Consider the following 12,777-nt stretch of genomic DNA (forward strand, 5'->3'; position numbering starts at 1 on the left):
ATGCCGCAAGGGCGCGCGTGAAATCAGAAACGTCCCGCATCCCAGGGCTGGGCGCTACCGCGTTCGTTGAAAAGCTCGCCATTGTCCCCGCGCGTCGCGCCGCCGCAGGTGCCGTAGCCGTTCTTCCAGCCTTCGCGGTAATTTTCCTCGCGCTCGTAGAGCGCCTCGTTGCGGTGTACGGTCTTCTTCTCGAAGCCTTCGATGCGGGTATGGGCCGTGCGGCAGCCATCCGAATAGCCGAGCTTGTAGAGCGGATCGTTCAGCACTTCCGGTTCGGGCTCGGAGATGCAGCCGGCAAGAATAAGCGACAAGCCGAAGGCCGCCAGAAGGCCGATGGACCGGCCGCGCCGCGTGGAAATGAACATCGAGAACCCCTTTACCGTTGATCCCGGGTCCCCCCGGACCTGGAAAAGTTGGGGCGAGCTTAACGGAATAAACCCGGCAGGCCAATTGACCTGAGGAAGAGGGGAGCCTTCCTCAGGCGTCTTTACGGGATTTTAGGGGGCGGGAGAGGAAAATCAGGGTTAACCCGCTGGAAAGGATGATTTTCTTGGCCGATTCGCCCGAAAGGCCCGACCTGCCGCAAGCTGCCGGTATCGAGTTCGATATGCCCGGCGCGGGGGACCGTGCGCTCGGCAAGGCGGCGCAGAACGGTCTGGCCTTGCTGCTCCGGCGGCTTGCCGATCTAGCGCTCATGCCGGCCGGGCGCATTCCAAAACCCGAGCGTGATCTCCTCGATCTCAGCCTTTCCCACGCCTATGGCCAGCTCGATCTCGTCACCAAGCGCCGCCTCGCCGAGCGCACGGCGCAAATGGCCGAGCCGCTGCCCCATCTCACCCGCCATCTGGCGCTCGATGTGCCGCCCGTCGCCGAGCCGCTTTTGCTGGAAGGCGCGCATATGCCCGTCTCCGTGCTGGTCGAAGCGGCGGCGGTTTCGGAAAAACACCGCGCCCTTCTGGCGTTGCGCGAGGAAGTGCCGCCGGAACTGGCTGCGGCCATCTTGCATCATGACGATGTCGAGGCGGTCTATCTTCTCCTTGCCAATCCGGGCTCCGAGCTCTGCCCCCGCTCCATGGAAAACGCGGTGCGCGCGGCCAATGGGCGCGAAAGCTGGCACCGGCCTTTGGTGCTGCGCGCGGAGCTGAGCACCTGGACGGCGAGCCTGCTTTTCTGGTGGGTGAATGCGGAGCTGCGCCGTGAAATCGTGCGCCTGCATCTGCCCGATGCGGTCATGACCCATTCGACGATCGAGGACACGCTGGGTGAGGCGGTGGATGCTGCCGCCCTGCCACAGCTTTTGCGCTTCTTCCGCCGCTTGCCGCCGCTCGGCGCAGACGCGCAGCGCGCTGTTCTGCAAGCGGCCATGGCCGAAAGCCCGGCAGCGGGCGTGCAGGCCTTGAGCGAACACTGCGGCTTGCGCGCCGAATTGCTCTCGCGTGTCTTTGCCGATCCGGGCGGCGAACCTGCCGCCGTTCTTGCCCGCGCGCTGGGGCTCAGTTTGGAAGAAGCGGGCACTCTGGCGCAAACGCTCGGCGGGCCGGGCAGGGAGGGCCTGCCGGAAAACGCCGCAGCGCTTTTCGAAGAACTGACGATCCCCCGCGCCACGGCCCTTCTGCAATTATGGGATGAGGCCATGGCCGCCGATATTGCAGAGCTGCACAGCCAAGCGCTGCTCGGCACGGGCGAGGAAGGCAGCTTCTAAAGCAATAGAAGAAGGTTATTCGGCTGCGTTCATCTGCGCAGGCGCAGGCACCGCGCGGCGCTGGGCGGCCTTGGGCGGCTGTTTGAAACTGTCGAGCGCCACAACCCTTTCGAGATCGAGCCGGGCGTTCTGCGCCGTCTCGATAATGTTGCCTTCCGCCTTTTCGATAAGCGCGCGGATTTCATCCACCCCGCGCAGCACCTCGCCGAGCCAGGGGCGCAGCTCTTCATCCTCATCCATCAATTGCTGGGCCTCGCCCGCAAGGGATTCGGCCGCCTGGCGCACCGCGCCGGTGGAAAAGTCGACGGAGCCCGTCACCAGCTGCTCGATCAGACGGATCTGCGCGCGCACCCGGTTGATGCGCTGCGCATGTTCGCGCTCGGCCCGCTCGTCTTCGTCCATGACGGGGGCAAGGTCGTCGAGCGATACATCGAGGCAGGCGGCAATCGCCGTCATGGTGCGGAACGTGCCGTCCTTCTTGCCGGTCTCGATTTCCGAGAGATAAGCCGGGCTGATCCCGGCGGCGCGGGCAAGCTCCACGGCTTTATGGCCCCGATGCTCGCGCCAGACGCGGACAGGGTTCTCGCCGCGGGCGATGCGGTGCACGATATGGGCGGGCACGAGATCGGCGCGGAAATTTTCCTCAAGCGCGGAGCGGGCCGCGCGCAAATCTTCGGCGTCGGCGGCAAGCTGCTTGAGGCGCTTATACTCATCGATCGGCAGCACGGCATAGGCCGGTGCGCCGTCTGGGCCCTGAATGATCTGCGGAGAGTCTTTTTTCTTTGTCATTCGTCTCTTGCAATCGCCGTTAAGCCGCTATGCGGCCGGTAATGGCCAGAACCGTTATCTGGGGTCCCTCGTCACGCAGGACAAGCCGCCGTCCCGCCGAAAGGGCGATGCCTTCATGGGTCTGGCCCAGCATCCGCCGTTCTTCGCGCGAGGGCAGGTCTTTCAGCACACGCATGACTTCCGAACGGGTTTTCTCGTCGAGCCGGACCATGGTGCGGAAGGCGGCGCGGCTATATTGAATGCCGCTGCCGATAGCCATCTCGCTTTTTGCAATGCTGCTTTTGTGTCCGGTGTCCGTCACGCGTGTCCCCGCCGCTTCGGCTGCCTCTCAAGTATCTCAGCTTATACCGTGATTCGTGAAGAAACTGCTGAGCTTGCCTTGAAGAACGCCTGGGGCGCATGATGCCCGCCAAAAGGCGGCTCTAGAAACCATGCGATCCGGGGAGGGATGTAATGAGCGAGGAACTTAGACCTATCGACAAGCTGAAAGCGCTGGTGCGCCAAAGATCGGCGGAGCGCGACGACCTGCCGCTTGAAGAGCGCCGCCGCGCGATGGACGCAACGCTTGAAGTGTTCGGCGTGCCGGAAGGGGTGGAGGTCAGCGAAACCGAGCTGGCAGGCATGAAGACCGACCGGATCGTGCCTGCGGGCAAGACACCTCAAGGCCGCTTTCTTTATTATCACGGCGGCGGCTATGTCCTCGGCTCTCCCCGTTCGCACCGGCATATGACGGCGCTTTTGGCGCTGAAGACGGGCCGCGAGCTTGTCGTGCCCGATTACCGCCTGGCGCCGGAACATGTTTTTCCGGCAGCGGTGGAAGACGGGCTTGCCGCTTACCGCGCGCTTTTGGACGAAGGCCATGCGCCGGGGGACATCGTGCTCGGCGGCGATTCGGCAGGCGGCGGGCTCACGCTTGCCGTGCTCCTCAAGGCGCGCGAGGAAGGCCTGCCCATGCCGGCTGCCGCCTGCCTCATCAGCCCTTGGGTAGACCTGAAGTGCAATAGCGGCGCTTATGAGAGCCGTGCCGAGGCCGATCCCATGATCGACCAGTCCGGCATCGCTGAAATGGCGGCGCTTTATCTTGGCGGGGCCTCTGCAGGCGAGCCGCTGGCCTCACCTCTTTTCGCCGATCTGACGGGGCTTCCCCCGCTCTTTATTCAGGTGGGCGATGCCGAAGTGCTGCTCGATGATTCCCGGCTGCTGGCCGAACGGGCGAAGGCGGCTGGCGTCGATGCCATGCTCGATGTCTGGCCGGAGATGATCCATGTTTGGCATGCTTATTACCCGATGCTGCCCGAAGGGGGGAGGGCGCTTGAGGATATTGCCGCCTATCTCGCCAAAAGGCCGGGCGCGGCACGCCTCAGCGCTTAAAGAGGTCCGGCAAGGGAAAAATCCGGCAGCGGAACACTTTGTCGCAGGCTAAAAAGCGTTTGATTGATCGGTATCAAGGACCGGTCAATCAATTGCGCGCATCTTCACCCTCAGAACGTTGAACCTGCGAGGGATGAGATGACGAACCGCAAGAAATTTTCCGCACTTCCGGCCGCGCTGCTTGGCGCTGCCGCGATGACCTTTTCCGCAATCGCCGCGCCGGCCATGGCCGCCGACGGTGAAGAAGACAGCCCCTGGCTCGTGCGCGTGCGCGGCGTGGCCGTGGTGCCGGATGAAGATGCCGATGTGAACCCGCTGGGCGGCACGGTGGAAATCGACGAGGACTATGTCCCGGAAGTCGACATTTCCTACTTCTTCACCGACAACATCGCCGCTGAACTCATCCTGGCGACGACCCGTCACGATGTGACGTGGAAAGGCGCGGGCAGCCTGGACCTCGGCAAAGTGAGCCTGCTGCCGCCGACCCTGACGCTGCAGTACCACTTCCTGCCGAAAGAGACCTACCGTCCTTATGTGGGCGCGGGCGTCAACTACACGGTCTTCTTCAACGAAGATGCGCCTGGCGGTGCCATCACCAGCGCCGACTATGACAATGCTTTCGGTTGGGCGCTGCAGGCCGGTATGGACATCGATCTCGGCAACAAATGGGTCGCCAATATCGACGTGAAGAAGATCTTCCTGAATACCGATGTCAGCCTGAATGGCGGCGCGGTGACGGCGGATGTGGATATCGATCCCTGGCTCTTCGGCCTCGGCGTCGGCTACCGCTTCTAAGACAAGGGCGCAGCCTTAGCTGCGCCAGCGCAAAGTTACGGGCTGGACGGGGTTTTCAAAATCCCGTCCGGCCTCTTTTGCATCCGCCCATTCTTTTTTCAGCCGGTGATACCACTTGGCCTGAACATCCGAATCGTTGATCAGCATGAGCCGCGGTTCGAACTTCAGCCCCTTCTGCTGCAGGTTCACCATGTCTCCGTCCTGTTTCAGGAAGGCGCGGATGAAACGCCGCGCCACGGGCTTGAGCAGGCTGAGCGCGGGCATGGTCCAGTAAAAGCTCTGGGTGATTTCCGTCGTGTTCTCATCGACCGGCGTTACCGCCGTAAAGCCGACGACGCGGTGGCGGCCCGCCTGAATGTTTTCGATGCGCACGCCCGGCAGCTGAAAGGTGATTTCCGTCACCGGCGCGCCGCCCAGGATCTTATAGGCGAAGGAATTCTTGGAAGGACGGTGCGCGACCATGGAAAACCCTTGCGGGGCGGGAGCAAAGTCCTTCGCCTTTTCATGGATCGATGCGCCCGTGCGCCACCACCAGGAACGGTGGACGAAGGGCCCATGCGCCGGGTCCATCAGCCCGATCACCGCATGGTCGATATGACAGGCGAAGGTCATCGCCTCGCGCAGGTTAGGCGCGCGGCCCTCGAAGCCCGGCATGAGGGGCGGGGCGCTTTGCGGCTCAGCCTCCGCGCGCTCATCCGCGGCCATATAAATCCAGATATTGCCCTGCACCTCGCGCACCGGATAGCGGCGCACCTTGATGCGGCCGACATCCATATCCTGGCCCGGCACGAGAGAGGGGATTTCAAGGCAGGCGCCGTCCGTGCCGAACTTCCAGCCGTGATAGGGACATTCCAGCGCCGCCTTGCCGCAGCCGCTCTTTTCCTTGGCATAAAGCTGGCCGGAGGAGAGCGGCACGCCCCGGTGCGGGCAGATATCGCGCAGCGCGAAGGGCGCGCCTTCCGCGTCCCGGCCGATCACCACCGGCTCGCCGAGCAAGACTTTGTGATGCATGTCGCCTTTTTTCAGGCTTTCCCCAGGCAGCGCGAAATACCAGATATCTCTCAGGAACATAATCTTGTGTCTCTTCAGGCAAGGCGGAGGGGGCTCCCTCCTATGGGCGTTGTCGAGCGGGCGTCATTATGCTGTGCGGCGGGCTCTATAGAAAGGCGCCGATGGCCGCAGAGTGGGGATCCTGATCAGTGATCGCAGAGGCGGTGCAGTCTAACAAGCGCCTTGCGCCAATAATTGAAGCAGCGTGATAAATAACCGCGCGAAATGAATGATAGGGAAGAGATAGGGAAATTTTCCCTGGTTTTGGCCGTATAGGTCAGCGTAAACATTACAAATCAGGCAGGCCAATTTGCCTATTCACTGCCTGTAGCGGCCAGGATGGCCCACAAGTAGATTTCGCAGCGTACGCTTTACTTTTTTGGAACGCCAGTGCGTGTGAAAACGTTGGTCTTCGTGCGTGAGTATTAGCGCTTAGACAGGATACAGAGTGTAATTATATCGCAAATTCTTTCGTTATACGTTGCCGGTCAAATTGAAAATTGATAGAATTATCCTAAATAGTCTGTTTTCGGGCAGGGCTAAAGCATTCCTGAAGTATGGACTTGGACCGGACGCATGTCGGGCGGAGACGAGCGCATGACTGAAAAAGCGGATCTCATCGACATGACCGCAGGGATTGTGTCGGCTTATGTGAGCAATAATTCGCTCCCGCTATCCGATGTGCCCGCTTTTATCCATCAGGTCTATCAGGCGCTGGAATCGGCCGTGAACGACGTGCCGATGCCGAGTGATGCCGCGCCCGTGCCCGCGATCTCCGTCGAAGAGTCGGTGACGCCGGACTATCTCGTCTGTCTTGAAGACGGTAAGCGCTTCAAATCCCTCAAGCGCCATATCCGCACCCACTACAACCTTTCGCCGGAAGAATACCGGACGAAATGGGGCCTTCCGGCGGATTATCCGATGGTCGCGCCCAATTATGCCAAGGCCCGCTCCAAGCTCGCCAAGCGCATGGGGCTCGGGCAGAAATCCGTTGGCCGGCCGCGCGGCGCCCGCCGTTCGGGTTAGTCATCACTCGCGGATTCGCATTCTGCCTGCCGACTATTTGTCAACTATCTCAGAGACTTAAAGCGCATCTGTGACCTTTATGATTCTTGCTATGCAGGCCTCTTGTCTTCATAGTTAACGAATCGGAGGAGAGCGCAGTGCAGGAAGCACAGTTCACGCAGTCACAGGATGGATACAGGGGCTTCCGCTCCCATTTGCCGCTGCCTGAATTGCAGAAGCTCTTCGATTATTGGCTCGAGCGCCATCCCGAAGGGGCGCTTCCCCGCCGCGCCGACATCGACCCGGTTCATATTCCCTCACTTCTGCCCGGTATCTGCCTGATGGAGATCAGCCAGCCGGAGCTGAAGGCGAAAGTCCGCCTCGCGGGCACGCGCCTTCGGGAAGGCTATGGGATGGAGCTGACCGGGCGAATGCTCGATGAGGCGTTGCCGCCCGATGAAGCGCGCTATTGGCAGGCGGTGGCGCACCGCGTTGCCGTACAGCGCAAACCGGCTTACGGCGTCACCCGCCTGATGGGCGAAAACCGGCCCACTTTTCACCAAGTCTGGCTGCGCCTGCCGCTCGCCGGTGAAAATGGCGATGTGGCGATGATGATCGGCTATGATGCTTTTCTGCTTTCGAAAAAGGCGGATGCGCTGGTCAAGGATAGCGGTAAGATCGTCCAGATCGCTTGAAACCCGGCTCCGCCGTCCTTGCACTAAAAGACAAGGCGGCGGGAAAATCGTGTCCCGGCAGATCGTGTGATTGGGGAGCGGGGGTGTTCGCAACGGGGATGTTGTCATGATGTATCGGCGCGGCGCCATCAAAGGCCGTTCTTTTTCTTTCACCGCTTTCATGCTGCCGGCTGTGCTGGCCGCTGCTTTCGCTCTGACAATCCCGGGCGGCGTGCCTGCCGCTCAGGCTGCCGCCGCGCAGGCGCGCATCGAAGAAGGGGTGAAGGAAGTCGGCCCGCGCGATGCCGCCCGCTTCAAAATCGATGCACCGGCCGATCAGGCAAGCGAGTTCGCAGGCCGCTGTACGCTGACTGCCGTCGGTGGTTCGGTCAATGTGGCGGTGGACGGCGTGCATTACGTGCCGCTCTCCGCGCCCGCGATCGGCGACGTGCTGACTTTGCAGCCCGGTGAAAGCCGCACCTATGAAATGACCGGCACCTTTGCGCCGAATGAACGCGGCGATGCGGAGATCGCTTTCATCTTCAACGGCTCGCCCGCCGGGTTCTGTTTTCCCGGCCAACAATGTGCCAAAGCGGCAGAAGGCGCCACCGCGCTTCGCGCCGAGTGCGCGAACAGGTAATGGCGTCGGGTGAACGGTAAGATGCGTGGCAGGCTCGGGTATGTGGCACTCGCCGCCGGCGTTTTTGTCGCCGGGCTCACGCTGACCTGGGCGTTCTTGTTTTTCGTTGTCGGGCGCGATGCGCCGGACGGTCCCGAGCTTCAGCAAAATCTTGCCTCTCCTGCAACGCGCCGTCTCGGCGCCGAACTTGAAGAGGCGCTCGCCGCTGCCGCGCGCCTGCGCGAAAGCCAGGGGCGGGAGGCGAAGGGCGAGCTTGCTGGCGGTACCTGTCCCGCTTGTACCGGCACCTGGAAGAGCGTGCGCTTTTTCGAGGAAGAGGCGCGGCGCGCCATGGCGCAGGTTCGCCGTCTTGAAACGCGGATGAATGAAGCCCCGCCGCCCGGCGCAGGCGGCACGGAAGACGGGCGCCTTGCCGGACAATTGGCCGCAGCGCAGGAAACGGCGGGCGTTTCCGTTCTTGCCTACCGGCATTTCCTCGGCGCCTTTGAGCAGTGCCGCCTCGATGCAGGCTGCGGCGAGAGCGGCAAGGCCGTGCCTGCCGCCTTTTCCTGCCGCACCGATGAGCCGCTTTTGCGCACGGCGCTTGCCCGCGTCACGGCGCTTGCCGGTGCCATCGAAAAAGAGGCCGATGCCTGCAATCATCTTTCCTGTCCGGTGCTCGATTGCAAACCTGCCCGCGCCATGATGGACGATCTGGCCGTGGCGGAAGAAGCGCTGGTGGCGCTCGCAAATGGCGCGCCGATCAGCGCGAAATATGCGCCCCATCCGGCCGAAAGCAGGTTGCAGACACTCGATGTGTCCCGCGCGCTTGCAAAGCTCGAAGCTCCCTTCGCGCAGCTTGCCCGCGGCCCAGAAGACCCGCAAACCTGGCGCGCCGCGCAGATGGAAGTGGGCGAGGTGGCTGCAGGTCTCTCCGGATTTGTTCAGGAGGCGGAAGAAGCCGATGAAGGCGACACGGTCTGGCGGCTGCGGGCCGTGGTGCTCTCGCTCTCGCGTGCACAGCGCTTCATGCAAGTTGCCGCCGAGGATCAAACCGCGCGCAGCCTGTCGCTCAAAGCGCTGGCCGATGCGATGCTGAATGGCGGGCGGCTGGCGGCAAGTCTGCACATCCGCGATGCAGCGCCTGCGCCGCAAAAAACCGAAGACGGGATCTGCGCTGCCGCCGATTTGCTTTCCGCGCTGCATGCGGTCAAGGCGGCGCGCGCCGGTTATCGGCTTTGCTGGGAACGCTCGACCTGCAAGACGCCCGAGCCCGAAGAACTGAAAGAAGTAGAAGAGGCCAAGCGCCCGATCCGCACACCCGCCGCAGCGCTCGAAGCACTGGTGCGCGGGCTCAAGCTCGATCCGCGCCGCTCCCTTGCTGCGGGCGTGCGCCCGGCGCCGGCGCCGCAGCTTTCCCTGCAGCGCGAGGAATACAAGGAAGGCGAGGTCATTCGCGTCGATCCGGATTTCGGCCCCGGCATGTGCCTGGCCGATGGCGGCTATCTCAGCCTCAATGCGCAAGGCGATCCCGCCGCTCAGCAGCGCTACACGTTGGGCGGAGCGGAAGGCTCGGCGCTGCTCTTTGCGCCGGAAGAGCCCGGCGAGCATGAGCTTGGCGCTTATGCGAGCCTTGAACATGGCGGCGGGCTGCTCGCCGCGCGGCGTTTCGAGGTGACGCCGCTGCCCGATATATGCGAGGGCTTCACCGGTCTTTGGAAAACGGATGTGGGCGAGCTGCATCTCATCGAGCGGGACGGCGCCGTAACCGGCAGCTACCGGCGCGAGGCGGGCATGCGCCCCGGCTTCGTCATCGGCGAGGTGGAAGGCACCCGTTTCGAGGGCACCTGGATTTCCGAGATTGCGCGCGGCGATGCCGAATTTGTGCTGAGCGAGGAAGGCCAGTCCTTCACCGGGCGCTGGTCGCTGGAACATGATGCGCGCGCCGGGGGCGTGTGGAACGGCACCTGCGCGCTGCCTCAAGAAGAAAACTGAAAGAAGAAAACTGGGTCTTTAAAGCGCCCGCACGGCCAGCACCGGCCGGGCCGCCCAAGAAAGCGCTGTCGCCTGAAACGCTTCCCCGTCGCCGAGCGGCACAAGAAGATAAGGCGCATCGCTTTCGGGCATGGGCACGAGCCGGGCAAGGCGCGCCCGGCCATCTTCAAGACCGGCAAGACAGGGACGGTTGTAAAGCTGGGGTATCTGGAAGGAGGGCAGGCGGTCGGCGATCAGCACTTCGCCCGCTTTGAAGCCGCCCTGGTCCGCGCCGATCAAGACCTGCACCGGATCGGCAAGCGGCACATCGCCGAGTAATCCCGCACTATCGGGCAGGGCGCCCGGCACTGCCCAGCCATCGGCGCGGATATGGCCGAGGGCCGCGAGAGCCGGGCGGCCGCGTTCTTCGATCAACTCGCCCATCCGCGCGCCGAGCGCCTCGGCGATCCGTGTCAGCCAATCGGCGGAAAGGCGGATATCGGCGCTTTCCAGGCGGGAGATCGTGGCCACGCTCGTCTCCAGCCGGCGGGCGAGCTCCGCCTGGGTCATGCCCTGCGCTTTGCGCAGCTGGCGGATATTGTTCATGACCTCGTTCCCCTCCGTCTTCGCTGTCCGGCTGATCCATGTTGGCCCCGCCTTCCGTCGGCGTTCGAGAAATTTGCGTAACCTATCCCCGCCACCTTACGCGATACGTAAGTTTTACCTTGGAGTGCGCTCATGTTCCCTATATGTTCTTTATCGGCAATAGGGGGAATGAGCAACCGGTTTTCCAGGGTAGGAGGTCTGAACGCGTATGGAACCTGTCAAAAACCAAGTCAGAAAAGCCAATCGTCCCGTCATTTCCCGGTCGGTCACGTTGTCACCGGTCTTGCCGTCACCCGCCTTGCCATCGGTGCGGCCGCCTTCCGCGCGCGCCGTTTTGGCGCCGCCCCGCCATGCGCAGCGTGAGCGGGCCTTTCGCCTGGCGCAATTGACCAAGCAGGCGGTCTCCCATGCCTGGGCCGTGCCGGAAGAGGAACTGCGCGCGGCGACACGGCGCCGGGCGCCGGTCGCCACGGCCCGGCAGATCGCCATGTATCTGTGCCATGTGGTTTTCGGGCTGAGCTTTGCGGAAGTGGGCCGGCAGTTTTTCCGCGACCGCACCACTGTCGCCTATGCCTGCGAATGCATCGAAGACCGGCGCGACGATGCCGAGTTCGATCTGATGCTCGACAGGATCGAATTGGCAGTGCGCGCCGTCTCCGCGCTGGGCGAGCGGCCGGTGCCGCAAAGCAGGCGCCCGCGCGCCGCCTCTATGCAGGCCTTTGCCGCTACTGTGCAAAAGGGAGGGGTGCCTCATGCCTGAGCCTCATACCCGCGCTCCTTCCGGCGCTCGTTCTGGTTTCCCTTCGCAGGCGCAAGCGCGCCCGGCGATTGCCCGGGGCGAGCTTGAGCGGGAGGCAAAACGCATCTTCCGCCGTTTGCAGGAAGAAGGCGCGCATCTCATGCCGCTGGAAAAAGACGAAGCGGGGCTCTTCGTGGCCCGCAACCGCTGGGCGAAGCCTGTCATGCGCGTCTCCCTCCGCCTGCTTGCGGCGTTTCTCGCTGAAGACTGGCTGAGCGCCAGCGCTGCCCATGCCAGTGTCGCCCATGCCAGTGCCGCTCATGGAAGAGCGGGCGGGGCTGACAATGACGGCCCGCCGCTGGCTCTATACCGGCTCTCCGAGGCGGGCCTTGCCTGGTATCGGCGCGGCCTGGTGCCGGAAGACGGCTTTCGCGCCCAGCATCAATTACGGGTGCGCGAAAAACGCACCGGGGCGGCGCAAACGGAGACGCCCGTCACGCTCAATGCCGGGGAAAGCCCGCTTGGCTGGCTGCGCCGGCGGCGGGGGCCGGGCGGCGCGCCCTTTATCGATGAGGCGCAATATGAAGCGGGCGAAAAGCTGCGGCGGGATTTCACGCTGGCAGCGCTCACCCCTTCCGTGACGCGGGATTGGTCCATGGCGCTGCCGAGCGATGCCCGGCAGAAAGGCGTCTTCCGGCAGGGTGAGATCAGCGATATAGCGCTCGAGGCGCGGCGGCGTTTCGAGGCGGCACTCGCCGAGGCCGGGCCCGGTCTCTCGGATCTTCTTATTGAAGTCTGCTGCCATTTGCAGGGGCTGGAAAGCGCCGAGCGCGGCTTCGGCTGGCCCCAGCGCAGCGGCAAGGTGGTGCTGAGGCTGGCGCTCGAAAGGCTCGCTCTCCACTACGGATTGCGCAGAAAAGAAAGAAGCGGAAAGCGGCTCTAGCGGAGCTTAGGCGGGCTGGGCGCCGGCAATGGCCGCCGTTGCGTCCGCCCGCGCCCGGTTCACCATGGAATAAAGCCCGTTGGAGCGCTGCGGGCTCAAATGCTCATCGAGGCCGAGTTTGGAGAACACCTCTTTGGCGTCGATGGCCAGAATTTCTTCCGGGGATTTGCCCGAATACATTTCCAGAAGAATGGCGATCAGGCCTTTGACGATATGCGCATCGGAATCGCCGCGGAAAAGCACCGTGATTTTGCCCTGTTCTTCGGCGACTTCCGAGACCAGCCATACCTGGCTGACGCAGCCTTGCACTTTCGTCTCGCTATTGTGCTCGGCCTCGGACAGCGGCGCGAGGCCCTTGCCGAGCTCGATGACATAGCGGTAGCGGTCCTCCCAATCATCGAGGAACGCGAAATCTTCCAGAAGGCTTTCGATACTCATGCTGACGGGCCGGAATTGTGCAAAAGGCACAGCGCGTGGCTGTGCCCCTGACATAGTCCCTGGGCGCGGCAA

The 12,777-nt window shown here is 63.1% G+C and carries 15 protein-coding genes; 9 read left to right on the forward strand and 6 right to left on the reverse strand.

What is annotated here, in order from left to right; genetic code table 11:
- Positions 1-23 precede the first annotated feature (23 nt).
- Positions 24-365 (reverse strand): hypothetical protein, encoded by a 342-nt coding sequence (locus ACOQOT_RS04795; protein WP_420561238.1) that lies wholly within the window; start codon positions 363-365, stop codon positions 24-26.
- Positions 366-550: 185 nt separating this feature from the next.
- On the opposite strand from ACOQOT_RS04795, the gene ACOQOT_RS04800 reads away from it, so the two are divergent.
- The gene (locus tag ACOQOT_RS04800; RefSeq protein WP_420561239.1) at positions 551-1,702 is read left to right on the forward strand and encodes a DUF2336 domain-containing protein; all 1,152 of its coding nucleotides are present in this window, start codon (positions 551-553) and stop codon (positions 1,700-1,702) included.
- Positions 1,703-1,717: 15 nt separating this feature from the next.
- Here the strand turns inward: ACOQOT_RS04800 and ACOQOT_RS04805 are convergent, their stop codons facing one another.
- Both ACOQOT_RS04805 and ACOQOT_RS04810 read right to left on the reverse strand, forming a co-directional pair.
- The gene (locus tag ACOQOT_RS04805; RefSeq protein ID WP_420561240.1) at positions 1,718-2,491 is read right to left on the reverse strand and encodes a helix-turn-helix domain-containing protein; all 774 of its coding nucleotides are present in this window, start codon (positions 2,489-2,491) and stop codon (positions 1,718-1,720) included.
- A 19-nt stretch (positions 2,492-2,510) separates the two neighbouring features.
- Complete coding sequence (locus ACOQOT_RS04810) at positions 2,511-2,792, reverse strand: hypothetical protein (RefSeq protein WP_420561241.1); 282 nt, start codon at positions 2,790-2,792, stop codon at positions 2,511-2,513.
- A gap of 152 nt (positions 2,793-2,944) precedes the next feature.
- On the opposite strand from ACOQOT_RS04810, the gene ACOQOT_RS04815 reads away from it, so the two are divergent.
- Together ACOQOT_RS04815 and ACOQOT_RS04820 are read left to right on the forward strand one after the other, a co-directional pair.
- Positions 2,945-3,862, forward strand: coding sequence for an alpha/beta hydrolase (locus ACOQOT_RS04815; protein WP_420561242.1), 918 nt, complete (start codon positions 2,945-2,947; stop codon positions 3,860-3,862).
- Between the two features lie 138 nt (positions 3,863-4,000).
- On the forward strand, positions 4,001-4,657 hold the full coding sequence (locus ACOQOT_RS04820; protein ID WP_420561243.1) for an OmpW/AlkL family protein: 657 nt from the start codon (positions 4,001-4,003) through the stop codon (positions 4,655-4,657).
- A 15-nt stretch (positions 4,658-4,672) separates the two neighbouring features.
- Here the strand turns inward: ACOQOT_RS04820 and ACOQOT_RS04825 are convergent, their stop codons facing one another.
- Positions 4,673-5,728, reverse strand: coding sequence for a Rieske 2Fe-2S domain-containing protein (locus ACOQOT_RS04825; protein ID WP_420561244.1), 1,056 nt, complete (start codon positions 5,726-5,728; stop codon positions 4,673-4,675).
- Positions 5,729-6,304: 576 nt separating this feature from the next.
- On the opposite strand from ACOQOT_RS04825, the gene ACOQOT_RS04830 reads away from it, so the two are divergent.
- The 4 genes from ACOQOT_RS04830 (at position 6,305) to ACOQOT_RS04845 (ending at position 10,000) form a co-directional block, all read left to right on the forward strand.
- Positions 6,305-6,733, forward strand: a complete 429-nt coding sequence (locus ACOQOT_RS04830) for a MucR family transcriptional regulator (protein ID WP_420561245.1) — start codon at positions 6,305-6,307, stop codon at positions 6,731-6,733.
- A 137-nt stretch (positions 6,734-6,870) separates the two neighbouring features.
- Positions 6,871-7,407 (forward strand): PAS domain-containing protein, encoded by a 537-nt coding sequence (locus ACOQOT_RS04835; protein WP_420561246.1) that lies wholly within the window; start codon positions 6,871-6,873, stop codon positions 7,405-7,407.
- A 106-nt stretch (positions 7,408-7,513) separates the two neighbouring features.
- Positions 7,514-8,026, forward strand: coding sequence for a hypothetical protein (locus ACOQOT_RS04840; protein ID WP_420561247.1), 513 nt, complete (start codon positions 7,514-7,516; stop codon positions 8,024-8,026).
- A 21-nt stretch (positions 8,027-8,047) separates the two neighbouring features.
- On the forward strand, positions 8,048-10,000 hold the full coding sequence (locus ACOQOT_RS04845) for a hypothetical protein (protein ID WP_420561248.1): 1,953 nt from the start codon (positions 8,048-8,050) through the stop codon (positions 9,998-10,000).
- Positions 10,001-10,018: 18 nt separating this feature from the next.
- Here the strand turns inward: ACOQOT_RS04845 and ACOQOT_RS04850 are convergent, their stop codons facing one another.
- Entirely contained in the window at positions 10,019-10,585 is a 567-nt protein-coding gene (locus ACOQOT_RS04850) for a helix-turn-helix domain-containing protein (protein ID WP_420561249.1), read from the reverse strand.
- A 208-nt stretch (positions 10,586-10,793) separates the two neighbouring features.
- Here ACOQOT_RS04850 and ACOQOT_RS04855 point away from each other — a divergent pair, with 208 nt between their 5' ends.
- Both ACOQOT_RS04855 and ACOQOT_RS04860 read left to right on the forward strand, forming a co-directional pair.
- Positions 10,794-11,345: a helix-turn-helix domain-containing protein gene (locus ACOQOT_RS04855; protein ID WP_420561250.1), complete on the forward strand. Its 552-nt coding sequence runs from the start codon at positions 10,794-10,796 to the stop codon at positions 11,343-11,345.
- Positions 11,338-12,267, forward strand: a complete 930-nt coding sequence (locus tag ACOQOT_RS04860; RefSeq protein WP_420561251.1) for a DUF6456 domain-containing protein — start codon at positions 11,338-11,340, stop codon at positions 12,265-12,267. Before ACOQOT_RS04855 ends, ACOQOT_RS04860 begins: the two co-directional genes overlap by 8 nt.
- A 6-nt stretch (positions 12,268-12,273) precedes the next feature.
- On the opposite strand, the gene ACOQOT_RS04865 is transcribed toward ACOQOT_RS04860, so the two are convergent.
- Positions 12,274-12,705 carry a SufE family protein gene (locus tag ACOQOT_RS04865; RefSeq protein ID WP_420561252.1) on the reverse strand — a complete coding sequence of 144 codons (432 nt, stop codon included), beginning with the start codon at positions 12,703-12,705 and terminating at the stop codon, positions 12,274-12,276.
- Between the last annotated feature and the right edge of the window lie 72 nt (positions 12,706-12,777).

It is taken from the genome of Tepidicaulis sp., assembly GCF_965222285.1.
In the GTDB taxonomy this organism is placed as follows: domain Bacteria; phylum Pseudomonadota; class Alphaproteobacteria; order Parvibaculales; family Parvibaculaceae; genus Tepidicaulis.